The 26,947-nt window shown below is 72.6% G+C and carries 26 protein-coding genes; 16 read left to right on the top strand and 10 right to left on the bottom strand.

Going from position 1 to position 26,947, the window contains the following annotated elements; genetic code table 11:
* Positions 1-7: 7 nt before the first annotated feature.
* Both ACIRSS_RS42480 and ACIRSS_RS42475 read right to left on the bottom strand, forming a co-directional pair.
* A complete protein-coding gene (locus tag ACIRSS_RS42480) occupies positions 8-1,951 on the bottom strand; it encodes a S9 family peptidase (protein ID WP_400905701.1) in 1,944 nt (647 codons plus the stop codon).
* A gap of 53 nt (positions 1,952-2,004) precedes the next feature.
* Complete coding sequence (locus tag ACIRSS_RS42475; protein WP_400905698.1) at positions 2,005-2,967, bottom strand: TerC family protein; 963 nt, start codon at positions 2,965-2,967, stop codon at positions 2,005-2,007.
* A 304-nt stretch (positions 2,968-3,271) separates the two neighbouring features.
* On the opposite strand from ACIRSS_RS42475, the gene ACIRSS_RS42470 reads away from it, so the two are divergent.
* From ACIRSS_RS42470 to ACIRSS_RS42455, 4 genes are read left to right on the top strand one after another with little or no spacing between them, the layout of a single operon-like run.
* Positions 3,272-6,139 carry an alpha/beta fold hydrolase gene (locus ACIRSS_RS42470; protein WP_400905696.1) on the top strand — a complete coding sequence of 956 codons (2,868 nt, stop codon included), beginning with the start codon at positions 3,272-3,274 and terminating at the stop codon, positions 6,137-6,139.
* On the top strand, positions 6,136-7,059 hold the full coding sequence (locus ACIRSS_RS42465) for an ABC transporter permease (RefSeq protein WP_400905693.1): 924 nt from the start codon (positions 6,136-6,138) through the stop codon (positions 7,057-7,059). The genes ACIRSS_RS42470 and ACIRSS_RS42465 overlap by 4 nt, the downstream gene beginning before the upstream one ends.
* 1 nt (position 7,060) lies before the next feature.
* Positions 7,061-7,528 (top strand): hypothetical protein, encoded by a 468-nt coding sequence (locus tag ACIRSS_RS42460; RefSeq protein WP_400905690.1) that lies wholly within the window; start codon positions 7,061-7,063, stop codon positions 7,526-7,528.
* 18 nt (positions 7,529-7,546) lie between these two features.
* The gene (locus ACIRSS_RS42455) at positions 7,547-8,287 is read left to right on the top strand and encodes an enoyl-CoA hydratase/isomerase family protein (RefSeq protein WP_400905687.1); all 741 of its coding nucleotides are present in this window, start codon (positions 7,547-7,549) and stop codon (positions 8,285-8,287) included.
* Here the strand turns inward: ACIRSS_RS42455 and ACIRSS_RS42450 are convergent.
* Positions 8,284-8,787 (bottom strand): SRPBCC family protein, encoded by a 504-nt coding sequence (locus ACIRSS_RS42450; protein ID WP_400905684.1) that lies wholly within the window; start codon positions 8,785-8,787, stop codon positions 8,284-8,286. The genes ACIRSS_RS42455 and ACIRSS_RS42450 overlap by 4 nt on opposite strands.
* Before the next feature lie 222 nt (positions 8,788-9,009).
* Between ACIRSS_RS42450 and ACIRSS_RS42445 the strand changes: the two genes are divergently transcribed.
* On the top strand, positions 9,010-10,401 hold the full coding sequence (locus ACIRSS_RS42445; RefSeq protein WP_400905681.1) for a S28 family serine protease: 1,392 nt from the start codon (positions 9,010-9,012) through the stop codon (positions 10,399-10,401).
* A 62-nt stretch (positions 10,402-10,463) separates the two neighbouring features.
* Entirely contained in the window at positions 10,464-10,850 is a 387-nt protein-coding gene (locus tag ACIRSS_RS42440; RefSeq protein ID WP_400905678.1) for a VOC family protein, read from the top strand.
* Here ACIRSS_RS42440 and ACIRSS_RS42435 read toward each other — a convergent pair.
* The 4 genes from ACIRSS_RS42435 to ACIRSS_RS42420 all read right to left on the bottom strand — a co-directional run bounded on the left by ACIRSS_RS42435 (position 10,847) and on the right by ACIRSS_RS42420 (position 15,738).
* Positions 10,847-11,194, bottom strand: coding sequence for an MmcQ/YjbR family DNA-binding protein (locus ACIRSS_RS42435; protein ID WP_400905675.1), 348 nt, complete (start codon positions 11,192-11,194; stop codon positions 10,847-10,849). The genes ACIRSS_RS42440 and ACIRSS_RS42435 overlap by 4 nt on opposite strands.
* 321 nt (positions 11,195-11,515) lie before the next feature.
* A complete protein-coding gene (gene uvrB, locus ACIRSS_RS42430) occupies positions 11,516-13,672 on the bottom strand; it encodes an excinuclease ABC subunit UvrB (RefSeq protein WP_400905672.1) in 2,157 nt (718 codons plus the stop codon).
* A 46-nt stretch (positions 13,673-13,718) separates the two neighbouring features.
* Complete coding sequence (locus ACIRSS_RS42425; RefSeq protein ID WP_400905669.1) at positions 13,719-14,324, bottom strand: carboxymuconolactone decarboxylase family protein; 606 nt, start codon at positions 14,322-14,324, stop codon at positions 13,719-13,721.
* A 13-nt stretch (positions 14,325-14,337) separates the two neighbouring features.
* A complete protein-coding gene (locus ACIRSS_RS42420) occupies positions 14,338-15,738 on the bottom strand; it encodes a DUF5685 family protein (protein ID WP_400905666.1) in 1,401 nt (466 codons plus the stop codon).
* A 100-nt stretch (positions 15,739-15,838) separates the two neighbouring features.
* Here ACIRSS_RS42420 and ACIRSS_RS42415 point away from each other — a divergent pair, with 100 nt between their 5' ends.
* The 7 genes from ACIRSS_RS42415 to ACIRSS_RS42385 all read left to right on the top strand — a co-directional run bounded on the left by ACIRSS_RS42415 (position 15,839) and on the right by ACIRSS_RS42385 (position 23,106).
* The gene (locus ACIRSS_RS42415) at positions 15,839-16,357 is read left to right on the top strand and encodes a DUF402 domain-containing protein (RefSeq protein ID WP_400905663.1); all 519 of its coding nucleotides are present in this window, start codon (positions 15,839-15,841) and stop codon (positions 16,355-16,357) included.
* A gap of 117 nt (positions 16,358-16,474) precedes the next feature.
* On the top strand, positions 16,475-17,380 hold the full coding sequence (locus ACIRSS_RS42410; RefSeq protein ID WP_400905660.1) for an ABC transporter ATP-binding protein: 906 nt from the start codon (positions 16,475-16,477) through the stop codon (positions 17,378-17,380).
* A gap of 11 nt (positions 17,381-17,391) precedes the next feature.
* A complete protein-coding gene (locus tag ACIRSS_RS42405) occupies positions 17,392-18,135 on the top strand; it encodes an ABC transporter permease (RefSeq protein WP_400905657.1) in 744 nt (247 codons plus the stop codon).
* Positions 18,126-19,622 (top strand): ArnT family glycosyltransferase, encoded by a 1,497-nt coding sequence (locus tag ACIRSS_RS42400; RefSeq protein WP_400905655.1) that lies wholly within the window; start codon positions 18,126-18,128, stop codon positions 19,620-19,622. The genes ACIRSS_RS42405 and ACIRSS_RS42400 overlap by 10 nt, the downstream gene beginning before the upstream one ends.
* A gap of 87 nt (positions 19,623-19,709) precedes the next feature.
* Complete coding sequence (locus ACIRSS_RS42395; protein ID WP_400905652.1) at positions 19,710-21,218, top strand: ArnT family glycosyltransferase; 1,509 nt, start codon at positions 19,710-19,712, stop codon at positions 21,216-21,218.
* Entirely contained in the window at positions 21,215-22,486 is a 1,272-nt protein-coding gene (locus ACIRSS_RS42390; RefSeq protein WP_400905650.1) for a sensor histidine kinase, read from the top strand. Before ACIRSS_RS42395 ends, ACIRSS_RS42390 begins: the two co-directional genes overlap by 4 nt.
* Positions 22,483-23,106: a response regulator gene (locus tag ACIRSS_RS42385; protein WP_400905647.1), complete on the top strand. Its 624-nt coding sequence runs from the start codon at positions 22,483-22,485 to the stop codon at positions 23,104-23,106. Before ACIRSS_RS42390 ends, ACIRSS_RS42385 begins: the two co-directional genes overlap by 4 nt.
* Here the strand turns inward: ACIRSS_RS42385 and coaE are convergent.
* The gene (coaE, locus tag ACIRSS_RS42380; protein ID WP_400905644.1) at positions 23,103-24,287 is read right to left on the bottom strand and encodes a dephospho-CoA kinase; all 1,185 of its coding nucleotides are present in this window, start codon (positions 24,285-24,287) and stop codon (positions 23,103-23,105) included. The genes ACIRSS_RS42385 and coaE overlap by 4 nt on opposite strands.
* A gap of 143 nt (positions 24,288-24,430) precedes the next feature.
* Here coaE and ACIRSS_RS42375 point away from each other — a divergent pair, with 143 nt between their 5' ends.
* The gene (locus tag ACIRSS_RS42375) at positions 24,431-24,655 is read left to right on the top strand and encodes a hypothetical protein (protein ID WP_400905641.1); all 225 of its coding nucleotides are present in this window, start codon (positions 24,431-24,433) and stop codon (positions 24,653-24,655) included.
* Positions 24,656-24,792: 137 nt separating this feature from the next.
* Positions 24,793-25,041 (top strand): hypothetical protein, encoded by a 249-nt coding sequence (locus tag ACIRSS_RS42370; protein WP_400905638.1) that lies wholly within the window; start codon positions 24,793-24,795, stop codon positions 25,039-25,041.
* Between the two features lie 12 nt (positions 25,042-25,053).
* On the opposite strand, the gene ACIRSS_RS42365 is transcribed toward ACIRSS_RS42370, so the two are convergent.
* Together ACIRSS_RS42365 and ACIRSS_RS42360 are read right to left on the bottom strand one after the other, a co-directional pair.
* Positions 25,054-25,500 carry an OsmC family protein gene (locus ACIRSS_RS42365; protein ID WP_400905636.1) on the bottom strand — a complete coding sequence of 149 codons (447 nt, stop codon included), beginning with the start codon at positions 25,498-25,500 and terminating at the stop codon, positions 25,054-25,056.
* Between the two features lie 4 nt (positions 25,501-25,504).
* Positions 25,505-26,125, bottom strand: coding sequence for an HD domain-containing protein (locus ACIRSS_RS42360; protein ID WP_400905633.1), 621 nt, complete (start codon positions 26,123-26,125; stop codon positions 25,505-25,507).
* A 182-nt stretch (positions 26,126-26,307) separates the two neighbouring features.
* Here ACIRSS_RS42360 and ACIRSS_RS42355 point away from each other — a divergent pair, with 182 nt between their 5' ends.
* Positions 26,308-26,922, top strand: coding sequence for a TetR/AcrR family transcriptional regulator (locus tag ACIRSS_RS42355; protein ID WP_400905926.1), 615 nt, complete (start codon positions 26,308-26,310; stop codon positions 26,920-26,922).
* Positions 26,923-26,947 lie beyond the last annotated feature (25 nt).

Here is a 26,947-nt window from a genome sequence, read left to right as displayed (position 1 = left end):
GGCACGGTCACAGGTGCCGGCCCCACCACTCGAGGATCGCTTCGAAGCGCTGGACGCGGTGCCGCGGACGCCCGGACCGGGACAGCTCATGGCCTTCGCCGGGGAACAGCAGCATCTCCGCCGGAGCGCCCGCCCGACGCAGCGCGACGAACATCCGCTGCGCCTGTTCCAGCGGGCAGCGCCAGTCCTGCTCCGAATGCACCACCGCGAACGGGATCTTGATCTGCGCCGCATACGAAAGCGGCGACTTCTCGCGCTGCACTTCCGGCGACGCGCCGATGTACGCGTCGACGAAGAAGTAGCCGATGTCGGAGCTGCCGACCATCGAGTCCCACGCGTTGACCGCGCGCTCGCTCCACGCCGCCTTGAAGCGCTCGCCGTGGTGGGCCGCCAGCCAGCTCGTCATGAACCCGCCGTACGAGCCGCCCATGATGCCGACGCGGGAGGCGTCCAGGTCCGGCCGCTCGAGGGCCTTGTCCAGCAGCGCCAGGACGTCGTCGACGTCGACCGTGCCGAAGGCCTCCGTGATCGCGTGGCCGTGGGTCTGGCCGTAGCCCGCCGACCCGCGCGGGTTGCCGAGCACCACCGCGTACCCCGCGGCCGCGTACACCTGCGCCTCGTCGAACACCGCCCAGTCCTGCTGGGTGAACGGGCCGCCGTGCACCACGCGCAGCACCGGGTGCGGGCCGTCGCCCTCGGGCAGCACCAGCCAGCCGTGCACCGGGTAGCCGTCCGGCGCCGTGGTCTCCAGCTCGATCATCGGCCGGATGCCCTTGTCCCGCAACGGCTTCGAGTAGTCGGTGAGCACCCGCGGCTCGCCGTCACCGAGGAGCACGACCTCGCCCGACGTCGACGGCGTGGCGATCACCGCCGCCAGCACCGAGCCGTCGAGCGTGAACGACCGCACCGCCGTCTGGTCCGCGTAGACCACCGGCAGGTCGGCCAGCGGGGCGTCCGCGGCGGCGAAGGGCACCGCGCGCAGCTCCACCGCGCCGCGGTTGCGGACGGCCACCAGCACGTCGCCCCCGCGCGGCGCCGGCGGCCCCGCCGACGCCTCGCAGTCGACCGTCTCGATGTCGGTGAGCCGGCGCGCCTTCACCGGGCCGGCGCCGAACTCGGGCGTCGCCGCGTACAGCCCGGTCATCGCGGCTTCGCGGTGCTCGTCGAAGGACTGCCCGAAGTAGAACAGCGTGCCGTCGGCGCCGAACGCCGGCCGCTCGGAGAAACCCGCGCCCCGCACGAGGACCTCGGGTTCGCCGCCCGACGCGGAGATCGCGCAGACGTCGCGGTGGTCGCTCTCGGCCGCGCCCCAGTCCGGCGGCGCGGTGAAGACCACGCGGGTGCCGTCCGGCGTCCACACCGGGCCGGTCACGTCGAAGCCGTCGCCGGTCAGCGGCTCCGGATCCGGCGCGTCCTCGTCCAGCGCGTCGACGACGAACAGCCGCTGCACGCGGTCGCGCAGGAAGCCGATGTCGTCGATGCGGTAGTCCATGCGCGTGATCCGGCGCGGGGCCTCGGCGGCCGGCTCCGGCGTCTCGCCGTCGGCGTCTTCGGTTCCGTACCGGCCGGGTTCGGGCACGCGCGCGGTGAAGGCGATCCGCCGCGAGTCCGGCGCCCACACCGGCTCGCCGGCGCCGAGGTGCAGCGACGTCACCCGGCGCGCGTCACCGCCGTCGGCCGGCATGACGTGCAGCTGCGGGCTGCCGTCGGCCCCCTTGCCCTCTCCCGCGCGGAGGAACGCCACCCAGCGCCCGTCCGGGGAGATCGCGGGCGCCGAGTCGCGCGGACCGTGCGTCCACGCGGTTTCCCCGCCGTCGAGCGAGACGCGCCGCAGCGCGCTGTGCGCGGCGTTCGTCTCGAGATCGGGCTTCTTCAGCGCGGTGAGCAGCAGGTTCCCGCGCAGCGCGGGACGGCCGGGGGCGACGAGGGCTTCGATGTCGGCAGGACGCACGTCCCCGACCGTACCGGAATTCCTTAGCGCTGCGAACGACCTAACGTCGGGACTTACGCGGCGACCTGCTTGCGTTCGTCGCGCCGGGCCTTCGCCAGGCTGGCCACCGTGGTCACGCTCAGCACGACGACGATCACCCCGAGGGAGACCCAGTTGTTGATGTCCAGCCAGTCCGGCACGACGTGGTACTCGTGCAGGGCGTGCAGGAACAGCTTCGCGCCGATGAAGGCCAGGATCACCGCGAGGCCGTAGGTGAGGTAGACCAGCTTCGTCACCAGGCCGCCGAGCAGGAAGTACAGCTGCCGCAGGCCCATCAGCGCGAACGCGTTGGCGGTGAAGACGAGGAACGCCTCCTGCGTGATGCCGAAGATCGCCGGGATCGAGTCGACCGCGAAGAGCAGGTCCGCCGAGCCGATCGCCACGATCACCAGCAGCATCGGCGTGATCATCCGCTTGCCGTTCAGCTTCACCGTGTAGCGGTGGCCGTGGTAGTCGTCCGTCACCGGCGCGATCTTGCGGACCTGCCGGGTGAGGGCGTTCTCGTGGTACTCCTCGTCTTCGCCCTTGCCGCGCAGCATGCTGATCGCCGTCCAGACGAGCACCGCGCCGAAGAGGAAGAACACCCAGACGAACTGCTCGATGAGCGCGGCGCCGATCGCGATGAAGACGCTGCGCATGGCCAGCGCGAGCAGGATGCCGACCAGCAGCACGCGGTGCTGGTGGATGGCGGGCACCTTGAACGACGCCATGATGATCATGAAGATGAACAGGTTGTCGACGCTCAGCGAGTACTCGGTGATGTACCCGGTGAAGAACTCGACGCCCGGGTCGTGCCCGGCGAAGAACCACACGCCGGCGCCGAAGAGGATCGCGCAGGAGATGTAGAAGATCACCCAGCGAGCGGCTTCCCCCGTGGTCACTTCGTGCGGCTTGCGATCGACGATGACCAGGTCCAGCGCGATCAGCGCGAGCAGGCCACCGATCGTGGCGATCCACAGCCACAGGGGGACAGTCATGGAACCAGAACCTCCGGATAGTGCGCATGAGCAACTAACCGGAGGTCTCTCCCGCCAGTGAAAACACCGGCCGACGGTGCCGGGGGCGCTGGGCCACCGTGCTGACGACACCGCCGCGAAGGAATACTCCCCTCACAGCGCGTCCAGTTTGCCGGTTCTCCCCTCCCGAGCGCCAGCCGGAATCGCGCACGTCACCGGGTTGGTCCTGTAATTCCGGTCACTTCGGTCCACCAGGTGGTCCCGAGGGTGTGATCGAAGTGAGCCGGTGAGGACACTCTCAGGAAACTTCACATACGGTCACCTCGTGCCCCGACTCCCGCTCCCGCGCACCCGCGGAGCCCGCCTCACCGCGCTCGCCGCCGTCGTCGTGGTCCTGGCCGCCGGCGCGGTCTTCTGGATCACGCGGCCCGCCGCGCCCGCGCCGGTGCCCACGCAGGACGCCATGATCGACATGCCCGCGGCCCCCGGCTCGGCGGAGCAGGTCAAGATCGACACGACCACCTACCTGCCCGCCACCGTGCCCGCGCCCGCGGTGCTGCTCGCGCACGGGTTCGGCGGGGACAAGAACAGCGTCGCCGACGACGCGCGCGAGCTGGCGCGGAAGGGCTTCGTCGTCATGACGTGGTCCGCGCGCGGGTTCGGCAAGAGCACCGGCAAGATCGGGCTCAACGACCCGGACGGCGAGGTCGCCGACGCGAGCCGCCTGATCGACCGGCTCGTCGCGCAGCACCAGGTGACCACCGACGCGACCGGCGACCCGAAGGTGGCCGTCACCGGTGCGTCCTACGGCGGCGCGCTCTCGCTGCTGCTGGCCGGCACGGACAAGCGCGTCGACGCGATCGCCCCGGTGATCACCTACAACGACCTCGCGCAGGGCCTGGTCCCGAACGCGGCCACGCCCGCGCTGACGGCGCCGGGCACCCCGGCCGCCGGCGCGTTCGCCACCGACGGCGTGTTCAAGAAGAGCTGGGCCGGCATCTTCTTCTCGGCGGGCTCGGGTGCGGCGGCGAGCGGTTCGCCATCGGCCGAAGCCCCCGAAGCCGGCCAGGAGACCGACACCGGCTCGACCGGCGGCGCCGGTGGCGCCGCCGGGGCTGCCGTCCCCGCCGCGCCCCCGGGTGCGGGCGGCGGGCGCCAGAGCGGGCCGGCCGACCCGTGCGGCCGGTTCACCGCCGCCGTCTGCCGCGCCTACACCGAGCTCGGCACCACCGGGCAGGCGAGCCAGGCGAGCGTCGACCTGCTGCGCCGCGTCTCCCCCGCGTCGGTGACGAGCAAGATCACCGTGCCGACGCTGCTGGTCCAGGGCGAAAGCGACACGCTCTTCGGACTCGACCAGTCCGACGCCACCGCGCGGCAGATCACCGCGGCGGGCGGCAAGGTCAGGACGATCTGGTACACCGGCGGCCACGACGGCGGGAAGCCCGGGCCGCAGCTGCGCGCCAAGATCGGCGACTTCCTGTGGAACGCGGTCAGCGGCGGCAACCCCGGCACCGGGTTCAGCTACGACGTCCAGGGCACGCTGCGCGCCAACGGGACGCCGTCGGTCCGGACGGTCACCGCGGACACCTACCCCGGCCTGACCGGCCCGGCCACCGAGCGGCGGATGCTGGCGATGACCGGCCCCGCGCAGCCGATTGTCCGCCCCGCCGGGGCGAACCCGTCGGCGGTGAGCGGCATCCCCGGGCTCAACGGCGTCGCGAGCAGCTCGTCGCGCCTCGGCGCGCTGTTCAGCAACGACCCGCCGGGCCAGGCCGCGCAGTTCACGACCGCGCCGGTGGACGGGCAGATCATCGTCAGCGGCTCGTCGACCGTGCGGCTGCAGGTCGCCGCGGACCCGGCGCACCCGCAGCCGGACGCGGTGCTGTTCGCGAAGCTCTACGACGTCGGCCAGGACGGCTCGCGCGTGCTGCCGGCGAACGCGATCGCCCCGTTCCGGGTGAGCGGGCTGCCCGCCGACGGCACGCCGGTCGAGGTCACCGTGACGCTGCCCGGCATCGTCCGCCCGATCGAGGGCGGCCACTCGCTGCGGCTGGTCGTCGGCACGACCGACCAGGCGTTCGCGAGCCCGGCCGCGCCCGCGGTGTTCCGGGTCGCGCTGGCCGGCGGCACCGCTTTGGCCGTGCCGGTCGTCCCCGGGACGTCCGTCGGCTCGCCGGCGCCGGTCGGGCAGCTGGTCGGCATCGGCGTGACGCTGGCGATCGGCCTGGCCGCGGTGCTGTTCGCGGCGCTTCGCCGCCGTCGCGCCACCGACGTCGACCCGGAGCTTTCGACGACGCCACTGGTCATCGAAGGCTTGCGCAAGCAGTACCCGGGCGGGTTCGTCGCGGTGAAGGCCCTCTCCTTCCGCGTCGAGCCGGGCCAGGTGCTCGGCCTGCTCGGGCCGAACGGCGCGGGCAAGACGACCACGCTCCGGATGCTGATGGGCCTGATCACCCCGACCGAAGGCACCATCCGGGTCTTCGGTCACAAGATCGCCCCCGGCGCGCCGGTGCTGTCGCGGATCGGCTCGTTCGTCGAGGGGTCCGGGTTCCTGCCGCACCTGTCCGGCCGGGCGAACCTCGAGCTGTACTGGGCCGCGACCGGGCGTCCGGCCGAGAAGGCGCACTTCGCGGAGGCGCTGGAGATCGCCGGGCTCGGCACGGCCGTCGACCGCCGGGTGCGGACCTACAGCCAGGGCATGCGGCAGCGGCTGGCCATCGCGCAGGCGATGCTCGGCCTGCCGGAGCTCATGGTGCTCGACGAGCCGACCAACGGGCTCGACCCGCCCCAGATCCACCAGATGCGCGAGGTGCTGAAGCGGTACGCCGCGACCGGCCGCACGGTGGTGGTGTCCAGCCACCTGCTGGCCGAGGTCGAGCAGACCTGCACGCACGTCGTGGTGATGCACCGCGGTTCGCTGGTCGCCTCGGGCGAGGTCGGCGAGCTGGCCGCGGCGGGCGGCGAGGCGACGTTCCGGGTCGACGACCCGGAGGCCGCCGCCGCGGCGCTCAAGGCGGAGGCCGGGGTCACCTCGGTCGACGTCGAGGGCGACCTCGTGCACGCCGATCTCGACGGGCTGCCGCGCGCCGACGCGGTCGCCGCGCTGGTCCGCGCCGGCGTCGCGGTGGAGCAGGCCGGCCCTCGGCGCCGGCTGGAAGACGCGTTCCTGCAACTGGTCGGAGAAGAGTCATGAGCGAGGGTGTGCACACCGATCCGCACGCGCTCGACGAGCTGAGCGACGTCGCGTCGGCCGAACACGCCGGCGTCGGGGCGGACGGCGCCGTCGAGGGCTACAGCGCCCGGCGGACGCTGCGGCTCGGCGTCGAGCTGCGGCGCCAGCTCAAGCGGCGGCGCACGCAGTTCCTGCTCGGGTTCGTCGCGATCCTGCCGTTCATCCTAGTGATCGCGTTCGAGCTCGGGCAGTCGAACCCGAACCGGCGCAGCGGCGGGTTCGTCGACCTGGCCACGGCCTCGGCGCCGAACTTCGTCGTGCTGGCGCTGTTCGTGTCCGGGACGTTCCTGCTGCCGATGATCGTGGCGCTGTTCTTCGGCGACACGATCGCGAGCGAGGCGTCGTGGTCGAGCCTGAAGTACCTGCTGGCCGTGCCGGTGCCGCGCCAGCGCGTGCTGCGGCAGAAGGCGATCGTGTCCGGGCTGCTGTCGGCGTTCGCGCTCGTCCTGCTGCCGGTGATGTCCCTGATCGTCGGGCTGATCTGGTACGGCGCGGGCGACGCGATCAGCCCGACCGGCGACGCGGTGTCCTTCGGCGACAGCATGGTGGCCATCGCACTGTCCACTGTGTACATCATCCTGCAGCTGGCCTGGGTGGCCGGGCTGGCGCTCGCGCTGAGCGTGTCGACCGACGCCCCGCTCGGCGCGGTCGGCGGGGCGGTGCTGGTGGCGATCCTGTCGCAGATCCTGGACCAGATCACGGCGCTGGAGGGGCTCCGCAACTACCTGCCGACGCACTACGCGTTCTCGTGGATGGACCTGATCTCGACCGACGTCGACTGGACCAACCTCGCGAGCGGCATGCTCTCGGCGGTGATCTACGGAACGGTGTTCTTCCTGTACGCCGGGCGCCGGTTCGCGCGGAAGGACATCACGAGCTGACATGGCGGTCGAAGGGCACCAGCCGCCCGCACCGCTGGTGAAGGCGGTCAACGTGGTGCTTCGCGCGCTGCTGCCGAGCCCGCTCGGCCGTGGCGTCCGCGAGTTCCTGCTGCTCACCTTCACCGGGCGCCGGTCGGGGCGGCGCTACCGCGTCCCGGTGACCGCGCACCGCGACGCCGGCGGGCTGTACGTGCTCACGGCCGCCGGCTGGCGGCTGAACTTCACCGGCGGCGCGGACGCCGACGTGACGTTCGCCGGCCGGACCACGCCGATGCGCGGCGTGCTCCTCGACGACGAGGCCGTCGTCGTGCGGACCTACCTGGACCGGATCACCGAACTCGGCCCGCGCGCGGCGGCGCGGCAGATCGGCCTGCGGTTCCCGGCCGGCCGGCTGCCCACCTCCGACGAGGTCACCCGTTTGGTGCGCCGCGAGCACTTCGGTGTCGTCCGGTTGAGCCGCAAAACCTGAGCGGTTACGGTCGGGCGCGTGCCGATCACCCTGGAGCGCCACCACGACGTCGCCGTGCTGCGGATCGACCACGGCGGCGGGAACACCCTCGACAGCCGGTCCTGCCGCGACCTGGTGCTCCGGCTGGAGGAGGTGGCGGAGGCGCGAGCCGTGGTGCTCACCGGCACCGGCCGGATCTTCTCCGCGGGCGTCGACCTCAAGCGGATCCACGACGGCGGCGCGGCGTACGTGTCGGAGTTCCTGCCGCTTCTGTCGGACGCCCTGCTGGCCGTGTTCGGCTGCCCGCGTCCGGTGGTCGCCGCGCTGAACGGGCACGCGATCGCCGGCGGCGCGGTGCTCGCCGCGGCGTGCGACCACCGCGTGCTCGGCGCGGGCACCATCGGCGTCACGGAGCTGCTCGTCGGGGTGCCGTTCCCGTTGGCCGCGCTGGAAATCCTGCGCTGCGCGTACGGCACCGCGCCACTGCCGTCGCTCACCTATTCGGGTTCGACGTACGGCGGTGAGGACGCCCTCGCCCGCGGCCTGGTCGACGAGCTGGCGGCGCCGGAGGCCGTGCTCGAGCGGGCGCTGGCCGTCGCGACCCGGCTCGGCGAGCTGCCCGCCGAGCCGTTCGCGCACACCAAGGCCCAGATCCGCCAGCCCTTCCACGAGCGGATCGCCGAGTACCGCCACACGGACGACCCGGCGGTCGAGCGGCTGTGGCGGTCCCCCGCGGCGCTCGCCGCCGTCAAGTCCTATGTGGACGGAGTGCTCGGCTAGGCGGCGCGGACGCCGCTCTCGGCGAGGGACTTGATGCCCTCGACCGTCTTCTGCATGTTGCCCTGCAACTCGCCGAGGCGCATCGCGACGATCTCCTCCTCGTGCTCGGGCATCGAGCCGATGATCGCCGTCAGGTTGGACGGGCCGGGGCCGATCTGGGCCCACTGGCGCAGGATCGTGCCGTCGCCGTCGGGGACGAGCTCGAACTTCCACGACGCGGCCGGGTTCGTCACGTCCATCACGGCCCAGGCGAACAGCCGCCCGGGCTCGTAGCCGGTCACGGTCGAGACCGTCTCCCACTCCCCCGCGACCGGGTGGGAGTTGCGGCCGCGGAACTGCGCGCCCAAGCCGGGCTCGGAGCCCTCGACCCAGCCGCCGCCCTGGAACTCGTTCGAGAACCGGGCCGGCAGGTCGACGTCCAGCAGCCAGGACCAGACCTCGGCCGGCCGCGCGGCGATGCGGACTTCGACCTGCGTCGTAGGGCAGTCGGAAACCTTCATGGCGGACCCCTCGCTCGATGCCGGTGCCTACGGCTTCGGACCGTAACGTGGCGCTGATCACCCGGACAACTCGCACGGTGCCCGCGGCTGCGCACGGATGAGGACGCGCGCGCCACCCGCCGAAAGTCGGAACCTGACCGATTCTGCGCCCGGACAGCCGATTGCCGACCGCGCCCGGTTCTGTGAGGGTCCCACGTGGGATCGAGCCGGGGAGGGTGCTCCATGCGCAGACTGTTCACCGCCGTGGCGGCCGTGCTGATGGTGGTGGGCCTGGCGCCCGCCGCGAGCGCGGCGACCGACATCGAGACCGCGCTGGCGCGGATCCCGGGGCTGACGGTCGTCAAGGAGGACCCGGCACCGGCCGGCTACCGGTTCTTCGAGCTGACCTTCACCCAGCCCGCCGACCACCGCCACCCCGGCGCGGGCACGTTCCAGCAGCGGTTCACCTTGCTGCACCGCGACTTCGCCGCGCCGACGGTCGCCTTCACCAGCGGCTACAACGTCAACACCGCGCCGAACCGGTCGGAGCCGACGCAGATCGTCGACGGCAACCAGCTGTCGATGGAGTACCGGTACTTCACGCCGTCGCGGCCCCAGCCGGAGAACTGGGCGCAGCAGCTGACGATCTGGCAGGCCGCCGCGGACGAGCACCGCGCGGTGCAGGCGTTCAAGGCGATCTACCCGGGCAAGTGGCTGGCGACCGGCGGCAGCAAGGGCGGCATGACCGCGACGTACTTCCGGCGCTTCTTCCCCGACGACGTCGACGCGACGATCCCGTACGTCGCGCCGAACGACGTGATCGACCCGGTCGACGTCTACAACCGGTTCCTTTCCCGCGTCGGCAACGACCCGGGGTGCCGTGCCGCCCTGAAGGCGATCCAGCGGGACGCGCTGAAGCGGCGTGACGAGCTGGGCGCGATCGCCGCGGCGGACGCGGCTCGGCGCGGGTTGACGTTCTCGATCGTCGGCTCGGCCGACAAGTCCCTCGAGATCTCGGTGATCGACTCGTACTTCGCGTTCTGGCAGTACCAGAAGCAGGCGGACTGCGCGACGGTGCCGGCGGCGGGCGCGCCCGCGGCCGACGTCTACGCCTGGTACGAGAAGGTCGAGAGCCTCAACACGTACTCCGACCAGGACCTGGCGCCGTTCATCCCGTACTACTACCAGGCGGCGGTCCAGCTGGGTTCGCCCGAAGCGTACGACGACTACCTGCGCGACCTGCTGCGCTACCCGGGCGCGGACCAGCCGAAGACGTTCGTGCCGGCGTCGATCCGCTTGCCGCGCTTCGACTACCTGGCGATGCCGGACATCGACTTCTGGGTGAAGTCCCGCGGCACGCGGCTGCTGTTCGTGTACGGCTCGAACGACCCGTGGGGCGCGGAGCCGTTCGAACTGGGCTTCGGTAGCCGCGATTCATACCGCTACTACGTACCGGGCGGCAACCACGGGTCGAAGATCGCCCAGCTGCCCCCGGCCGACGCGGCCGCGGCGACGGCGACGGTCCGGCGCTGGGCGGGCCTGCCCGCAGTCTCTCCGCTGACGGCTCGGAGCGCCCCGGCCGGGTTCCCGGACTTCGACGCGGACCTCACCCTTTCGGCGCGGCCACCGCTGTGAGTTTCCCCGGGCCGGGCGTAGTCTCACGGCACCTGTTGCCGGCCCGGCCCGAGGAGGCGCACATGCCTCGTCCCGTCCACTTCGAGATCCACGCGAGCGAACCCGAACGCGCGGTGGCGTTCTACACGGCGGTGTTCGGCTGGAAGTTCGAACGCTGGGGCGAGGCGCCCTACTGGGTGATTTCCACGGGCGAGGGAGGCGGTATCGACGGCGGGCTGGTGCCCCGCGTCGGCCCACCGCCGGCGGATTCGGCCCCGGTCCACGGGTACGTGAACACGATCGCGGTGACCGACCTCGACGCGTCACTGGCGGCGGTGAGCGAGGCGGGCGGATCGCTGGCGCTGCCGAAGAACCCGGTGCCGGGCGTGGGGTGGCTGGCGTACGCCAAGGACACCGAGGGCAACATCTTCGGCATGCTCCAGCCGGACTCCGAGGCCCCGGCTCCCTAGGGGCGCTTGGCTTTCGGCAGCCGGCGCACGACGTCCTCGTAGGAGGCGTCGATGAGCTCTTCGAGTTCGCCGCCGGGAACACCGGCGCCGAGGGCGACCCGGTTCCAGCCGTAGCGGCCGAGGTAGTCCATGACGGTGACGGACTCGGGGTAGCGCTCCCGGATCTCGGCGGCTTCCTCCCGGGTGGCGCCGCACTTGACGGCGACGCTGCCGGGTTCGTCCTGCCCGATGAAGGCGAAACCCTTGCCACCGACCTTGGCGACGAGGACGTGGTCGCCGAACGGGTAGGTCTCCTCGGCCCCGGGCTTCCCGAGACAGTAGGCGACGACGGCTTCAACGTTCACGGCTTCAGGTTCCCCCTCGCGGTCGCTTGTCCCGGGTAGCGCGCCGAGGCAGGACCACCGGGTCGAGGACCGGAGCCTGCCCCGCCCGTCGCCCCTGGCCTGGCTCGCCTTTCCGCCGAATCCCCGGCCGGCGCGAGCTCTCAGGGGCTCGCTCGCCCCCGGACCTCCACGCCTCGGTTTCCCTGCCCAGACTCAGCCCTGCCCGGCTCGCCCGACGGCCCAGCTCGCCCGGCACCGGCCCCGTCCCGCCCTACCGGCTCGCCCGACACAAGGCCCGTCCCGCGCTGCCCGGCTCGTCCGCCCCGGACCATGCCGAGCCGCCTACTTGATGCCGGCCGCGTCCATGCCCCTCAGCTCCTTCTTCAGGTCCGAGATCTCGTCGCGCAGTCGCGCGGCCAGCTCGAACTGCAGGTCGCGGGCTGCTTGCATCATCTGGTCCGTCATCTGCTGGATCAGGTCCGCCAGCTGGGCTCGCGGCATCGCCGAGACGTTCTTGTCCACCAGCATTCCCGAGCTGCGCACCCGGTCGCCCTGCTCGGGCTTCTTGCCTCGCGAGGAGTTGCGTCCCGAGCCGCCCACCGAGACCTGCTCGGTGTCCTCCGCCTCGCTGTACACCCGGTCGAGGATGTCCGCGATCTTCTTCCGCAGCGGCTGCGGGTCGACCCCGCGCTCCTTGTTGTAGGCGACCTGCTTCTCGCGGCGGCGGTCCGTCTCGTCGATCGCGTGCTGCATCGAGTCGGTGATCTTGTCCGCGTACATGTGGACCTCGCCCGAGACGTTTCGCGCCGCGCGGCCGATCGTCTGGATCAGCGACGTCCCGCTGCGGAGGAAGCCCTCCTTGTCCGCGTCGAGGATCGCCACCAGCGACACCTCCGGCAGGTCGAGGCCCTCGCGCAGCAGGTTGATGCCGACCAGGACGTCGAAGTCGCCCGCCCGCAGCTGCCGCAGCAGCTCCACCCGGCGCAGCGTGTCGACCTCCGAGTGCAGGTAGCGCACCCGGATGCCGAGCTCCAGCAGGTAGTCGGTGAGGTCCTCGGCCATCTTCTTCGTCAGCGTGGTGACCAGGACGCGCTCGTCCTTGTCCGCGCGCTCGCGGATCTCGTGGACCAGGTCGTCGATCTGGCCCTCGGTCGGCTTCACGACCACCTTCGGGTCGACCAGGCCGGTCGGCCGGATGACCTGCTCGACGAACTCGCCCGCCGCCTGGCCCATCTCGTAGGGCCCCGGCGTCGCCGACAGGTACACCGTCTGCCCGATCCGGTCGGAGAACTCCTCCCAGGTCAGCGGCCGGTTGTCGACCGCGCTAGGCAGCCGGAAGCCGTACTCCACCAGGTTCCGCTTCCGGGACATGTCACCCTCGTACATGCCGCCGATCTGCGGGACCGTCTGGTGCGACTCGTCGATCACCAGCAGGAAGTCGTCCGGGAAGTAGTCGATCAGCGTCGCCGGCGCGGTGCCCGGCCCGCGGCCGTCGATGTGGCGCGAGTAGTTCTCGATGCCGGAGCAGAACCCGACCTGCCGCATCATCTCGATGTCGTAGGCCGTGCGCATCCGCAGCCGCTGCGCCTCCAGCAGCTTGCCCTGCTTCTCCAGCTCCGCGAGCCGCGCCTCGAGCTCCTCCTCGATGCCCTTGATCGCCTTTTCCATCCGCTCCGGGCCCGCGACGTAGTGCGTCGCCGGGAAGATCCGGACCTCGTCGACCTCCTTGACGATGTCCCCGGTCAGCGGGTGGAGGTAGTAGAGCTTCTCGACCTCGTCGCCGAAGAACTCGACGCGGATCGCCAGCTCCTCGTAGGCCGGGATGATCTCCACCGTGTCGCCCCGCGCGCGGAACGTGCCGCGCGCGAACGCGATGTCGTTGCGCGTGTACTGCACGTCCACCAGCGCGCGCAGGAAGACGTCCCGGTCGAGCTGCATGCCGACCTTCAGCTTCGACGACCGGTCGAGGTACGACTGCGGCGTGCCCAGGCCGTAGATGCAGGACACACTCGCGACCACGATGACGTCCCGCCGCGACAGCAGGTTCATCGTCGCCGAGTGCCGCAGCCGCTCGACGTCGTCGTTGATCGACGAGTCCTTCTCGATGTAGGTGTCCGTCTGCGCGATGTACGCCTCGGGCTGGTAGTAGTCGTAGTAGCTGACGAAGTACTCGACCGCGTTGTTCGGGAACAGCTCGCGCAGCTCGTTGGCCAGCTGCGCGGCGAGGGTCTTGTTCGGCGCCATCACCAGCGTCGGCCGCTGGACGCGCTCGATCAGCCACGCCGTGGTCGCCGACTTGCCGGTACCGGTGGCGCCCAGCAGCACGACGTCCTTCTCGCCCGCCTTGATCCGGCGTTCGAGCTCGTCGATGGCCGCCGGCTGGTCACCGGCGGGCTGGTAGTCACTGACCACCTCGAAGCGGCCGCCGGTCCGCGGGATCTCCGAGACGGGCCGGAAGTCGGACTGGGCGAGCACGGGGTGTTCGGTTGCGAAAGCCACGTCGACCAGAGTACGACGCACCACCGACAATTTCCGTCGGCCCTGGTCAGCGGGGTCGGAACACCGTCACGGACGTGACTTCGGCGCCGCTCACCGAGCAGTGCAGGACGGCGCCGGGCACCGGGTCGTCCCCGAAGCACGAGACCAGCACCCGGTCGGGTCCGGTCGCCTGGACCTCGGTGCGCGGGAAGTCGGCGAGCACCGCGGCGACGTCCGCCGCGGGCTCCGCCAGGTAGGCCAGCACCACCTCGCGCGGGGCCGGCGGCGGCGGGATCGGGAGGCCGTGGCCCTCGAAGAGGCGGTTCAGCTGGTCGGCCGCCGAAACCGCGCGGGGGAAGCCGGCGAACGCGGCCGTCTGGACGACGACTTCGCAGACCTCGGCCGGCGACAGCCCCGAAGCGAGACCGGTGCGGAGGTGGACGCTCAGCGGCGGCCCCACCATCCCGGCCGCGACGATCGCGGCCAGCGTCGCGGCTTCGCGGGTCCGGCTGTCGAGCGCGGGACGTTCGTGCAGGTGGCCGTAGACGGTGCCGACCGCCAGCTCACCCAAGGCGGGCACGGTGGCGAACAGGGCGTCGAGCCGCTTCGCGCCGTCTTCGACGAGTTCGGCGAAGTTCTCGCGGCCCCGGTCGTGCAGGTCTTCCATCGTCATTCCCGCTCCCCCTTCAGCAGTTGCAGTCGCAACAGGAGCAGCAGTCGCAACACCCGTCACAACCGCCACAGTCGCAGCCGCCGCAGTCACAGCCACTGCACGTCTGCGGTTTCCCGCTCCACGGCCCAGGATAGGGATCGCGGCAGCAGAACTGGCACGTGCAGCACATGTACGGCGTGAGGGCGCAGCCGAGGAAGAAGTTGCGCTTCTTCGGCGGGACGGCGAACTTCGGGTACCAGAGACCGCCGCCCTTGCCGTCGAGCGGCTCGGGGCCGGGGGAATCGCCGGGGCCTCCCGGGCCGCCGGGTCCACCCGGTCCGCCCGGGCCGCGGCCGCCGGGTCCACCTGGACCGGGAGCGCCGGGCGGCGGAACCGGCCCGGGCGGCGGAAAGCCTTGCGGCCGCTGCGAACCCCAGCCCGGCGGGACTTGCTGCGGAGCCGGGCCGGGCCCGATCCACCCCGGCGGCGGCTGCTGGCGCGGATGTTGTTGCGGAGTCGGCCCGGGCCCGATCCATCCGGGCGGCGGCTGCTGCCCGAAGTCCTCGCCGTGGCCGTGCGCCGAACCGTGGCCGAACGCCCGGCGCACCGCCTGACGCAACTCGTGCACCAGCAACGCGTGAACCAGTCGCGGCTTCGCGAACTCGGCCTCCCGCAACGCCAGTTCGACCCCGAGCACCGCGTCGTCGCACAGCCGCCGGGCCTCGGCCCACGACGTCCCCGTCACCCGCAACGGGTTCCACGCCCCCGCCGACGCATCCTCCGCGTAGTCCTCGACGGCGTCCAGCAGGTGCGCCACCCGGCCGAACAACCGGCCCGCCTCGGCCAGCGGGGCCACGTTGCCGGGCCGTCCCGCCAGCTCCGCCGTCCGCGCGAACGCCGCCGACGTCGCCAGTTCCGCGGGCTCGGTCGCGAGCAACGCCGAGTCCCCCAGCCCGACCGAACGCTCCAGCGATCCCTGCCGCGAAACGGCCTCCGTCAGCACCGAAGTGTCGAACCCGACCCGGCCACCGGTGCTGCTCCCCTGCGACGCCCACCGGGCCGCGACCCGGCGCGCCGCGAGCGCCACCGAGCGCCGGCCGAACGCGCCGTCGCCGTCCTCTACGTGGTCGCCGACCTTCGCCGCCGCCAGCACCAGGGACACCGCCGCCGCCAGCTGGGCTCCCTCGCCGCGCGCCACCGACGCCGGCCGCATGCCCCGCAGCGGGCACGGGCCCGCGTCGCGGCGCAGGTCGCCGCGCGGGGTCTGCGCCTCGACCAGCACCGAGATGATCAGCCCGTCGTAGTTCGTGACGACGCGGGCGAACTGCCCGTGCTCGTCACGCAGCGTCAGGCACAGCCCGCAGAGGTGCGCCAGCCAATCCGCGTGCAACCCCTCGGACAGCCGGTGCCGGCACGGTCTGATGATCCCGAACATCCCCGGTTCCCCTCACTCACAGTCGGCGCACCTTAGCCCGAACGTGTGGCGCGCGTGGCGAGTCTGCGTGATTCGTGACCCGCCCGGCAGGATGAGCGCCATGGCCGCACTGCACCCGCCGAAGGTCGAGGTCTTCGACCCCGCCGCGCGCGCGAACATCGACCCGAAGGGCATCCTGCGGAAGGTCGAGGAGTACCGCGAGGAACCCTTCGGCCTGTACCTGGCGCGCCCGACGCCGGGCCGCGCCCAGTTCCACTACCTCGAGTCGTGGCTGGTGCCCCGCCTCGGCCTGCGGTTCACCGACTTCTGGTTCTCCCCCGGCCACGAACGCGACCAGGACTTCTACCTCGACGTCGTCCGCGTCCGCCGCGACGGCCCGCGCTGGGTCGCCACCGACCTCTACGTCGACATCGTGCTCAAGGACAAGCTGTCGCTGCAGGTGATCGACACCGACGAGCTCCTCGACGCCCACGCCGCCGGCCTGGTCACCGCCGAAGACGCGCAGTACGCCCTGGAATCCACCTACGCGGCGGTCGAAGGGCTGGCCGCGCACGGCTACGACCTCGCCGCCTGGCTGTCCACGAAGGACATCGCCCTCACCTGGCGCCGCCACCCCTAGGGGCCGCCCATCCGCCGATCGGTGGATGCGGGTTCGAACCGTCCTGACGATCCGGCCGGGGCCCCTCGCGCGCGATTCTCGATCCGTCGGAAACGGATCGGGAAGGGGGACGGCGGCATGCCGGTCATCGAGGTCGAACACCTCCGGAAGCGCTACGGGGACAAAGTCGCGGTCGACGACGTCTCGTTCACCGTCGAACGCGGCGAGATCTTCGGGATCCTGGGCCCGAACGGCGCGGGCAAGACCACGACCGTCGAATGCCTGGAGGGCCTCCGCACGCCCGACGGCGGCGAGCTGTCGGTGCTGGGGCTCGACCCGCGCCGCGACCAGGCCGAGCTGCGCCAGCGCGTCGGCGTCCAGCTCCAGGAGGGCCGGCTGCAGGACAAGCTGCGGGTCGGCGAGCTGCTCGACCTCTACGCCGCCTTCTACCGGACGCCGGCGGATCCGGACGAGCTGCTCGCCACGCTCGGCCTGACCGAGCACCGGAACACCGCGTACAAGAAGCTTTCCGGCGGGCAGCAGCAGCGGCTGTCCATCGCGCTCGCGCTGATCGGGCGCCCCGAGGTGGCGGTGCTCGACGAGCTCACCACCGGCCTCGACCCGCAGGCCCGCCGCGACACGTGGGGCCTCATCGAGACCGTGCGCGACCAGGGCGTGACGATCCTGCTGGTCACGCACTTCATGGCGGAAGCGGAACGGCTCTGCGACCGGATCGCGGTGATCGACGCCGGCCGCGTCGTCGCGCTCGACTCGCCCGCCGGGCTGGTCGCCCGGGTCACCGACGAGCAGGTCGTGCGGTTCCGGCCGTCGGCGCCCCTGGACCCCGGTGTGCTCGAAGCCCTGCCCGAGGTCCGCGCGGTCGAGCGCCGCGGCGACCGCGTCGTCGTCCGCGGCGACGGGAACGTACTCCACGCGGTGACGTCGCTGCTCGCGCGGCTCGGCGTGCTCGCCGCCGACCTGCGCGTCGAGCAGGCCGGCCTCGACGACGCCTTCGTCGCGCTCACCGGCCACCGGCCGGAGTGAAGGGGGAAACCATGACCGTCCTGACCAAGCTGACCGCCGCCGAGGCCAAGGTGTTCCTGCGCGACCCGGGCGCGCCGGCCGTCGTCGTCGGCATCCCGCTCGCGCTGCTGCTGGTGTTCGGGCTGATGCCCGGCGCGAACGAGCCGGACCCGAAGTACGGCGGGCACAGCGCGCTGGCCACGGTGATCGCGCCGATGGCCGTCACGATCCTGCTGGCCATGCTGGCCCTCACGCTGTTCCCGAACGCGATGGCCACCTACCGCGAAAAGGGTCTCCTGAAACGGCTTTCCGCGAGCCCGGTGCCGCCGAGCCGGCTGCTCGCCGCGCAGCTGCTGGTGAACCTGGCCGCCGCGGTCGTCGTGGTCCTGCTCATCGCGGGGGTCGGCGGGCTCGCCCTCGGCATCCCCTTGCCGGGCAACCCCGGAGGCTTCCTGCTCTCGATCGTCCTGGGCACGCTCGCGCTGTTCTCCGTCGGCCTGCTGGTGGCGGCGCTGGCGCCGACCGGGCGCGCGGCCAGCGGCATCGGCAGTGCCCTGTTGTTCCCCATGCTGGCGCTCGGCGGGGTCTGGGTACCGAAGGAGCAGCTGCCGGTCTTCCTGCAGCACGTCGCCGACGTCCTGCCGTTGGGGGCGACGCTCAACGCCCTGCGCGCGACCTGGGCCGGCGACGCCCCCGAGCTGCTCCAGCTCGTCGCGATGGCGGTGTTCGCCGTCGTCGGCACGGCGATCTCGGCGCGGGTGTTCCGATGGGAGTGACGACCGCGCCCGCCCCGGCCGTCGTCCGGCCGCTCGCCGTGAAGCCGGTGGCGGTCGTGACGGCGCTGATGGCGATCCCGCTGCTGCTGACGGCGAACCGCTACGGCTACTTCGGCGACGAGCTGTACTTCCTCGCCGCCGGGCACCACCTCGCGTGGGGATATGTCGACCAGCCCCCGCTGCTTCCCTTGCTGGCCCGCGCGATGGACGCGCTCGGGCACTCGCCGTTCGTGCTGCGGATCCCGGCGATGCTGGCGGTGCTCGCCGGCGTCGCGCTCACCGCGCTGATCGCCCGCGAGCTGGGCGGCGGCGCGAAAGCCCAGACGCTCGCCGCCGCCACCTACGCCGTGTCGACGGAGTTCCTGGCGGGCGGGCACTACCTGGCGACGTCCACAGTGGACCCGTTCCTCTGGACGCTGGCGCTGTGGCTGCTGGTCCGCTGGCTGCGCACCCGCGCCGACGTTCTGCTCGTCTGGACCGGGGTGGTGACGGCGATCGCGTTGTACGCGAAGTTCCTCATCGGCGGCTTCTGGCTCGCCGCCGGGATCGCGATCCTCGTCTGCGGGCCCCGTGAGCTGCTGCGCCGGCCCGCGTTGTGGCTCGGCGCGGCGATCGCCGTGCTGGCCCTGGTGCCGACGCTGCTCTGGCAGGCCGCGCACGGCTGGCCGCAGCTGGGCATGGGTGCGGCGATCTCGGCGGAGGTCGGCGGGACCTGGGGCGGCCGGCTGACGTTCCTGCCGACGGCGCTGCTCGTCGCCGGGCTCCCGGTCGGCGCGGTCCTGCTGGGCTACGGCCTGTGGCGGCTCCTGCGCAGCCGCGAACTCCGCTTCCTCGGCTGGACGACCGTGCTGCTGACCGTCGTGTTCCTGGCGGTGAACGGGCGGTTCTACTACGTCGCCGGCATGTACCCGGTGTGCTGGGCGGTGGCCGCCGTCGCGCTCGAACGCCGGGAACCGGCGCGCTGGTGGCGGTGGGTCGCGACCTGGCCGTGCTACGCGCTGGCCGCGGTGCTCGTCCTGCCCAACGCGCTGCCGGTCTGGCCCCCGGCGTGGCTGACCGAACACCCGTCGCTGCCGGCCCCGCTGTTCGCCTTCGCCGAGATCGGCTGGCCGGAAGGGACGCGCTCGGTCGCCGGCGCGTTCGCCCGGCTGCCCGAGCGGGACCGGACCGCGGTGGTGACCGAGACGTACTGGGAAGCGAGTGCGCTCGACCACTACGGCCGCGACCTGGGCCTGCCCGAGCCGGCCAGCGGCAACCGCGGCTACGCGACCCTGGTCGTCCCGCCGGAAAGCACGACCGACGTCCTGTACGTCGGCGCAGATCCGCGGCCGCTGCTCGGGCACTTCGCCGACCTGCGGCCGGTCGGGAAAGTGGACACCGGAGCCGCGAAGCCGAGCTACTTCGACGGCGTGCCGCTGTGGCTGGCGACCGGCCGCGTCGAACCGTGGTCCGACCTGTGGCCGAAGCTGGTGAACACGCACACGTGAGCCCGGCGTCACCATCCGCACGGTGGCCGGGAGGGCCCCCACGTAGGGTGCGGGAAGGACCGGCGCCGACCACGGACAAGGAGCACGATGGACGCCGTAGCCACGGCACCCGACCAGGCGAAAGCCGACCTCGCCCCCTTCGCCCGGCTCCCGGTCGCGCTGCTGGCGCTGGGCACGGCCACCGCGCTGCTGCTGACCGCCGGCCGCTACGGCTACTTCGGCGACGAGCTGTACTTCCTCGCCGCCGGGAAGCACCTGGCCTGGGGCTACGCCGACCAGCCGCCGCTCGTTCCCTTCCTCGCGTGGGCGATGAACACCCTGGCGCCCGGCTCGCTCGTCGTCTTCCGGCTGCCCGCGATCGCCGCGACCGCGGCCGGGGTGGTCGTCACCGCGCTGATCGCCCGCGAACTGGGCGGACAGCGCAAAGCGCAGGCGCGTGCCGCGGCGGCGTACGCGATCTGCGGGCAGTTCGTGGGCAGCGGCCACTACCTGGCGACGTCGACGATCGACCCGCTGTTGTGGACGCTCGTGCTGTGGCTGCTCGTCCGCTGGGTCCGCACCCGCGACGACAAGCTGCTCGTGTGGCTCGGCGTGGTGACGGCGGTGGCGCTCAACGACAAGCTGCTCATCGGCGCGTTCTGGGTGGTGGCCGGCGTCGCGGTGCTCGCGTTCGGCCCGCGGGAGCTGCTGCGGCGGCCGAAACTCTGGCTGGGCGCGCTGATCGCCGCCGGCTCGCTGGTGCCGACGCTGCTGTGGCAGCGCGCGAACGGCTGGCCGCAGCTCGGGATGGGCGACGCGGTCGGCGCCGAGGTCGACGCGGCGGGCGGCCGCGGGAGCTTCGTCCCGCAGCTGCTCGCCGGGGCCGGCTGGGTGATCGGCGCGCTCGGCGTCCTCTACGGCGTCGCGGTGCTGCTCGGGAGCAAGCGGCTGCGGCCGTACCGGTTCCTCGGCTGGACGGCGCTGGGCGTCGTCGCGGTCTTCCTCGTCGCCAACGGCCGGTACTACTACGCGGCCGGGATGTTCGGCGTGCTGTGGGCCGCGGCCGCCGTGCACGTCGAGGGTCTCGAACCGGCCCGCTGGTGGCGGTGGGTGCCGACGTGGCCGGTGTTCGTGCTGTCAGCCCTGTTCAGCCTGCCGTTCACGCTGCCGGTCTGGCCGGCGCACTGGCTGGTCGACCACCCCGCCGCGCCGCGGCCCGCCTACGCGGTCGAAGAGATCGGCTGGCCGGACCTCGCGGACGACGTCGCCAAGCTGTACCGCGGCGCGCCGCCGGGCACGGCCGTCGTGACCGGCGGCTACTGGCAGGCGGGCGCGCTCGGCCGGTACGGGCCCGAGCGCGGGCTGCCCGAGGCGTACAGCCCGAGCCGCGGCTTCTGGTACTTCGGCCGTCCGGCCGACAACGCCGAGACCGTGCTCTTCGTCGGCTACGACCCGTCGAAGCTCGCGAAGTACTTCGGGGACGCGCGCATCGTCGGCCAGGTCGGCAACCGGCTCGGCGTCCGCAACGCGAGCGAGCACATGCCCGTCTGGCAGCTCACCGGCCGGACCGCGAGCTGGGCCGAGATCTGGCCCCGGCTCAAGGACATGAGAGCGTGAGCCTCGACGTCGACTGGGCCCGGCCGATGTGGCCACCGGAGTCCGCACGGACCCCGGACGGCTGGCAGCCGTGGCTGTTCCGGGTCGAACGGATCCTGCCCGGCGTGCTGCTCGCTGTCGCGACCGTGGTCACCCTCGGCGTCGGCGGCCACGACGCCCGCTGGTGGGCGGTCACCGGCGCCTGGGTCGCCGCCGCCGGGCTCTGGGTGCTCGGCACGGTGGTCCTCGCGCCGCCGCGGCTGCGCGAACAGCCGGCCTTCGCCCTGCTCACGTTCCTCGGCGTCATCGGGCTGGGCAGCGTGCTCGAGGTCCGGGACATCACGTTCCTCATCTTCATGATCTTCGCGTTCCTGGCCGCCATGCGGCTGCGGCCCACGTGGCTCGCCTTCGCCGCGCTGGCGGTGACGTCGCTGCTGATCAACACCCTCGGCAACGGCGGCCCCGCGCACGCCCTGCGGGAACGGCCGGCCATCTGGATCACGATCATCGTCGTGCAGACCGCGGCCATCGGGGGCGGCGGCCTGCTCTCGACGGCCATCGCCCGGCAGAACGAGGAACGCCGGCGCATGCTCGACGACCTCGCCGCGGCGCACGCGGAAAACGAAGGCCTGCAACAACAACTGCTCAGCCAGGCCCGCGAAGCCGGGATCCTCGACGAGCGGCAGCGGCTGGCGCTGGAGATCCACGACACCCTGGCGCAGGGCTTCACCGGCATCATCACCCAGCTCGAAGCCGCCGCGCTGGCCAAGGACGACCCCGCGGAGTGGCAGCGGCACCTGGACTCCGCGAACGCGCTCGCGCGCGAGAACCTCACCGCCGCCCGGCGTTCGGTGCGCGCGCTGCACCCGGAGGCGCTCGACGCCGCGACGCTGCCCGAGGCGCTCGCCGGTGTCGCGGCCCGCTGGAGCGAGCGGACCGGCGTGCCCGCTGTGGTCACCGCCACCGGCGACCCGCGGCGGCTGCACCCCGAGATCGAGTCGACGATCCTGCGGGTCACCCAGGAAGCGCTGTCCAATGTGGACAAGCACGCCGCGGCGGACCGCGTCGGCCTCACGCTGTCCTACATGGACGACGAAGTGACGCTCGACGTCCGCGACGACGGCGCCGGGTTCACCCCCGGGCCCGGCCCCGGTTTCGGGCTGCCCGGGATGCGGCGCCGCGTCGAGCGGCTCGCCGGTACGCTGCACGTCGAGTCCGAACCCGGCGGCGGCACCGCGATTTCGGCCGTCCTGCCCGCCGTCCCGTCCCCGCCGGAGGCCGCCCCATGACGATCACCGTGCTCATCGCGGACGACCACCCGGTCGTCCGCGACGGCCTGCGCGGCATCTTCACCGGCCGCGGTTTCGAGGTCGTCGGCGAGGCCGCGAACGGCGCCGAAGCCGTCGCGATGGCCGAGCGGCTGCGCCCCGACGTCGTGCTGATGGACCTGCGGATGCCGGGCACCGACGGCGTCGCGGCGATCACCGAGCTGGCCCGGCTCGGCAACCCGGCGCGGGTCCTGGTGCTCACGACGTACGACACGGACTCCGACGTCCTGCCCGCGGTCGAGGCGGGCGCGACGGGCTACCTGCTCAAGGACGCGCCGCGCGAGGACCTGTTCCGCGCGGTCGAGGCCGCCGCGCGCGGCGAGGCGGTGCTCTCCCCCGCCGTCGCGAGCCGGCTGCTGGGCCGGATGCGCGAGCCGGCGCGGGAACCGCTGTCCCAGCGCGAGCTCGAGGTGCTCACCCTGGTGGCCCGCGGGTCGACGAACAAGGAAGCGGCGAAGAAGCTGTTCATCAGCGAGGCGACGGTCAAGACGCACCTGATCCACGTCTACGCGAAGCTCGGCGTGAACGACCGCGCGGCCGCGGTGGCGGTCGCCTTCGAACGCGGGCTGCTCGGTTCCTAGGGCGTCCAGCCGGTGGTCGCGGCCCACTTCTCCGCTCGGGCGAACACGCCGTTGACGAACTCCTGCTTCTCGTCGGCGTAAGCGGCGATGGTGCCGTCCTCGGCGTGCGCGTCGGCCAGCCGCAGCTTGACGTCGCGGTAGTCGTCGCGCTCGCCGGCGTTCGCGCGCAGGTAGTCGCGGAAGAGCAGGGCGAGCCGCCACGCGGGCGTCTCCTCGGACCGGACGTGCAGGTTCACCGCGCGCTTCGGGTCGGCGCCGACGTGCAGGCGCTTGGGCCACGTCCCGGTGCCGTCCTGGGCGTCGTCGACCCAGTCGCCTTCCAGCCGCGGGAACCCCGCGTCGGACAGCAGTTCCGCCAGCGTGTCGGCGTCGTCCAAAGTGGACACCGTGAGCTGCAGGTCGAGGACGTCCTTGGCGGGCAGGCCGGGCACGGCGGTCGAGCCGATGTGGTCGGCGCGGCGCGCGAGCTCCCCCGCGACGGCCCGGACCCGGGCGAGCACCCGCTCGGCCTGCGCGGGCCAGGTGAGGTCGTACTCGGCGATCTTCGGGGAGACCGGCGGGCGCGGCTTGCGCAGCCGGAGGTTCGCCTCGAACGGCACGAGCCGGTCGGCCCACAGCGCGTCGACGTCGAGGAGCACGGCGTCTTCGGGACCGCCGTTGTCCAGCCAGACGTCGGCCACGGCTCGGCGCTGCTCGTCGCTCGCCTGTGCCCGGATCCGCGCCCGCGCGTCGTCCTCGGCCATCCCGCGCGCCGTCACCAGGCGGCGGACCCGCACCTCGACCGGCGCGTCGACGACCACGACCAGGTGGTACGCCGTCGCGAGGCCGTTTTCGACGAGCAGCGGGATGTCGTGGACGATGACGGCGTCCGGCGCGGCGGCGGCCATCAGCTCACCGGTGCGGGCCCCGACCAGCGGGTGCACGATCGCGTTCAGCCGGCGGCGCGAGTCGTCGTCGGCGAAGGCCTGGGCGGCGAGGGCGGGCCGGTCGAGCGAGCCGTCCGCGGCCAGGATCGAGGTGCCGAACTCCTCGACGAGCCGGGCGAGCCCCTCGGTACCGGGCGCGACCACCTCGCGGGCGATCCGATCGGAGTCGATCAGCACGGCGCCGTGCTCGGCGAGCCGGTTCGCCACGGTCGACTTGCCTGCCCCGATTCCACCCGTCAACCCCACACGCAGCATGCCGATCACCCTAGCCGGGCCGTTCGGGCGGACCGTCCGTGCGCCCATTCGTGTGACAGCGCCAACGCACCCGTAACGCGGGTAATCGATTTCCGATGGCGGTGTCAGCGGGTTGGCCAGGCCCGCCGCATGGAGGGGGAGCCATGAGGATGAGGATCGGCGGGCCGGCGGCCGTCGTGCTGTGCGCGGGCGGCCTCGCGGTCGCGGTGCCGGACGTGGTGGCGGCGGCACCCGCGCCCTGCGTGTCCGGGGTGTACCGGGTGCAGGCGTGGTTCCGCTCCACCCCGTCCGCGCGGCTGTACACGCTGAAGCGGACGTGGATGCCGTTCGAGACCGTGACCTGCGGCGGTGCGCCCGGGCCCGGCTGAGACACACGGACGGGTGAGCCGCAAGGCGAACGTGACGCGTGACTCAACCGATATCCGGACACGCCGCGTTGCTTACCCACGTCCACCGGTGTGCTTGCGTACCGTGCGCGCGACAGGGTCGCCCACACGGAGGAACGATGGCGGACAGCAAGCACGTCGGGAGGCACCGGCTCGGCACGCCGGGGCTGGTCCACTGCGTTCTTCACCGCTCCGTGGCCGAAGCGCTGGCGGACTACCGCCGGACCTGGCTGAGCACGCTGCTGGTCCCGGCGAAGCACAGCTTCGCGGGCCTGCGCCGCAGGGCCCGCGCGGCGGCGCTCGAGCGCATCTGGGTCCCGGCCGTCGTCACCCGGGCCCCGGTCGCGGTCACCGCGCGCGCCGCCTGACGCAGCCTCGGCTCAGCCGCCGGCCTCGCGGGTCTCGATCGCGATCTCCGCCGACAGCGTCCGGTGCACCGGGCACTTGTCCGCCATCAGCATCAGCTTCGCGCGCTGGTCGTCGTCCAGGTCGCCCTCGAGCGAGATCTCGCGCGTGATCCGGCTCAGCATGCCGCGCTCGGTCTCGCACTTCGCGCAGTCCTCGGCGTGGATGCGGTCGTGACGCAGCCGGATCGTCGCGCGGGTCAGCGGGATGCCCTTGCGGTCCGCGTACATCCGCAGCGTGATCGCCGTGCACGAACCCAGCGACGCCAGCAGCAGCTCGTACGGGTTCGGCCCGGCGTCCGCGCCCCCGACCGCGACCGGCTCGTCGACGAGCAGCTCGTGCGTCGCCGTCGTCACCTGCTGCGTGTACGTGCCGTCGCCGCTCGCGGTGACGACCACCGTGCCGGGCTCGGGGTGCTCCATGCGGTCAGTCCTCCCAGGGTGAGTCCAAGATCGTGGTCACGAAGTCCGTGCGCTCGAAGCCTGGCACGAACCGGGCCAGGACGTCGGCTTTGACGTTCCCGAACGTCGTGTCGGGCCGGTCACGGATGCCCTCGGTGAACGCCGCGAGGATGCGCCGCTTGAAGTCCGGCCGCGGGTGCGCGGCCACGACCGCGTCCCGGGCGCCGGCGGGGAGGTCGTGGTAGCCGATGCCCAGCACGTCGTACTCGACGCCCGCCGTCACCAGCGCGACCTCGGGTTCCATGTGCTCGGGGATGCCCGGGGTGGTGTGCAGCGCGATGGCCGTCCAGGCGACGCGGGCGCGTTCGGCGTCGACGTCGTGGTCGAGCAGGAACCGCCGGGCCTCGTCCGCGCCGTCGAGCTCGAAGCGCCGGTCGGTGCGGTGGCCGGCGACGAGCCCGAGGTCGTGGAACAGCGCCGCGACGTAGAGCAGCTCGGCGTCGAAGGCGAGGCCGCGCCGGCGGCCTTGCAGGGCGCCGAACTGGTAGACGCGGGCGGAATGGTCGTACAGGAGCGGGCCGGCGGTGTCGCGGACGTACTCGGTGGCTTCGCGAGCGAGGGCGGTGCCGGGGACTTCGATCGTCATGACGCCGACGATGCCCGCACGAGCGGTGCGCGGACATGCGTCCAACGGACAGGAATCCTGCACATCCGGACATACAGCGCATTCCCAAGACGCGCCGGATATCGTATCTTCTGCTGCGGGTGGGTCACCCGGACGTCGTCGTGCGCGAAGGGGGGTGCGCCGTGGCCACCAGGCACCTGTCGATGCGCCCCGCCGAGCAGGGCAACCGCGAACGCTTCCTGGACGCGGCGCTGTCGGTGCTGTTCGACCGCGGTGTCTCGGCGCTGACCGTGCGCGGGGTGGCCGAGGCCGCCGGCGCGTCGACGCTCTCGGTGTACGCCCGCTTCGGCGGCCGCGCGGGCCTGCTCGACGCGTTGTACGAGCGCACGTTCGACTCGCTGCGGGAGCTGCTGGAAGGCCTGCCGCCGTCGAGCCCCGACGGCGTCGCGGACCTGCTGCACCTCGCCCTCGAGTACCGGTTGTTCGCCCGCGAAAGCCCGGTCCGCTACGCGCTGATGTTCGAGCGCCCGGTGCCGGGGTTCGACCCGGACCCGGCGCTGCGGTCGGCGGTGCTGCGGACGACGTTCACGTTGTTCATCGCCCGGGTCGAGCGGGTGTGCCCGCCGGGAACGGACGCCCGCGCGGCGGCCTACCAGCTGTGGACGGCGATGCACGGCCTGGTCGGGGCGGAGCTGATGCTGGCGTCGCGGACGCCGCTGCCGGACTGGTTCATCCCGCCGACCGACGAGGCGAACGAAGAGATGTACCGGCGCGGGGTCACCGCGATGATGGCCGGCCTGGACCTGCGCAACCGCTGAATCTCCCCCGGACACGGGCGAACCC

This window comes from Amycolatopsis sp. NPDC101161 (genome assembly GCF_044768185.1).
Taxonomy (GTDB): Bacteria; Actinomycetota; Actinomycetes; order Mycobacteriales; family Pseudonocardiaceae; genus Amycolatopsis.
Note: the sequence above shows the minus strand (reverse complement) of the source record. Positions and strands in the feature narration are given on the sequence as shown.

Coding starts and splice junctions, on each gene's coding strand:
- ACIRSS_RS42410 (WP_400905660.1), top strand. CDS start 16,475: ATGCCGGTCATCGAGGTCGAACACCTCCGGAAGCGCTACGGGGACAAA.
- ACIRSS_RS42420 (WP_400905666.1), bottom strand. CDS start 15,738: ATGTTCGGGATCATCAGACCGTGCCGGCACCGGCTGTCCGAGGGGTTG.
- ACIRSS_RS42395 (WP_400905652.1), top strand. CDS start 19,710: ATGGACGCCGTAGCCACGGCACCCGACCAGGCGAAAGCCGACCTCGCC.
- ACIRSS_RS42360 (WP_400905633.1), bottom strand. CDS start 26,125: ATGACGATCGAAGTCCCCGGCACCGCCCTCGCTCGCGAAGCCACCGAG.
- ACIRSS_RS42355 (WP_400905926.1), top strand. CDS start 26,308: ATGCGCCCCGCCGAGCAGGGCAACCGCGAACGCTTCCTGGACGCGGCG.
- ACIRSS_RS42400 (WP_400905655.1), top strand. CDS start 18,126: ATGGGAGTGACGACCGCGCCCGCCCCGGCCGTCGTCCGGCCGCTCGCC.
- ACIRSS_RS42385 (WP_400905647.1), top strand. CDS start 22,483: ATGACGATCACCGTGCTCATCGCGGACGACCACCCGGTCGTCCGCGAC.
- ACIRSS_RS42445 (WP_400905681.1), top strand. CDS start 9,010: ATGCGCAGACTGTTCACCGCCGTGGCGGCCGTGCTGATGGTGGTGGGC.
- ACIRSS_RS42415 (WP_400905663.1), top strand. CDS start 15,839: ATGGCCGCACTGCACCCGCCGAAGGTCGAGGTCTTCGACCCCGCCGCG.
- ACIRSS_RS42365 (WP_400905636.1), bottom strand. CDS start 25,500: ATGGAGCACCCCGAGCCCGGCACGGTGGTCGTCACCGCGAGCGGCGAC.
- ACIRSS_RS42460 (WP_400905690.1), top strand. CDS start 7,061: ATGGCGGTCGAAGGGCACCAGCCGCCCGCACCGCTGGTGAAGGCGGTC.
- ACIRSS_RS42375 (WP_400905641.1), top strand. CDS start 24,431: ATGAGGATGAGGATCGGCGGGCCGGCGGCCGTCGTGCTGTGCGCGGGC.
- ACIRSS_RS42450 (WP_400905684.1), bottom strand. CDS start 8,787: ATGAAGGTTTCCGACTGCCCTACGACGCAGGTCGAAGTCCGCATCGCC.
- coaE (WP_400905644.1), bottom strand. CDS start 24,287: ATGCTGCGTGTGGGGTTGACGGGTGGAATCGGGGCAGGCAAGTCGACC.
- ACIRSS_RS42425 (WP_400905669.1), bottom strand. CDS start 14,324: ATGACGATGGAAGACCTGCACGACCGGGGCCGCGAGAACTTCGCCGAA.
- ACIRSS_RS42370 (WP_400905638.1), top strand. CDS start 24,793: ATGGCGGACAGCAAGCACGTCGGGAGGCACCGGCTCGGCACGCCGGGG.
- ACIRSS_RS42440 (WP_400905678.1), top strand. CDS start 10,464: ATGCCTCGTCCCGTCCACTTCGAGATCCACGCGAGCGAACCCGAACGC.
- ACIRSS_RS42475 (WP_400905698.1), bottom strand. CDS start 2,967: ATGACTGTCCCCCTGTGGCTGTGGATCGCCACGATCGGTGGCCTGCTC.
- ACIRSS_RS42405 (WP_400905657.1), top strand. CDS start 17,392: ATGACCGTCCTGACCAAGCTGACCGCCGCCGAGGCCAAGGTGTTCCTG.
- ACIRSS_RS42465 (WP_400905693.1), top strand. CDS start 6,136: ATGAGCGAGGGTGTGCACACCGATCCGCACGCGCTCGACGAGCTGAGC.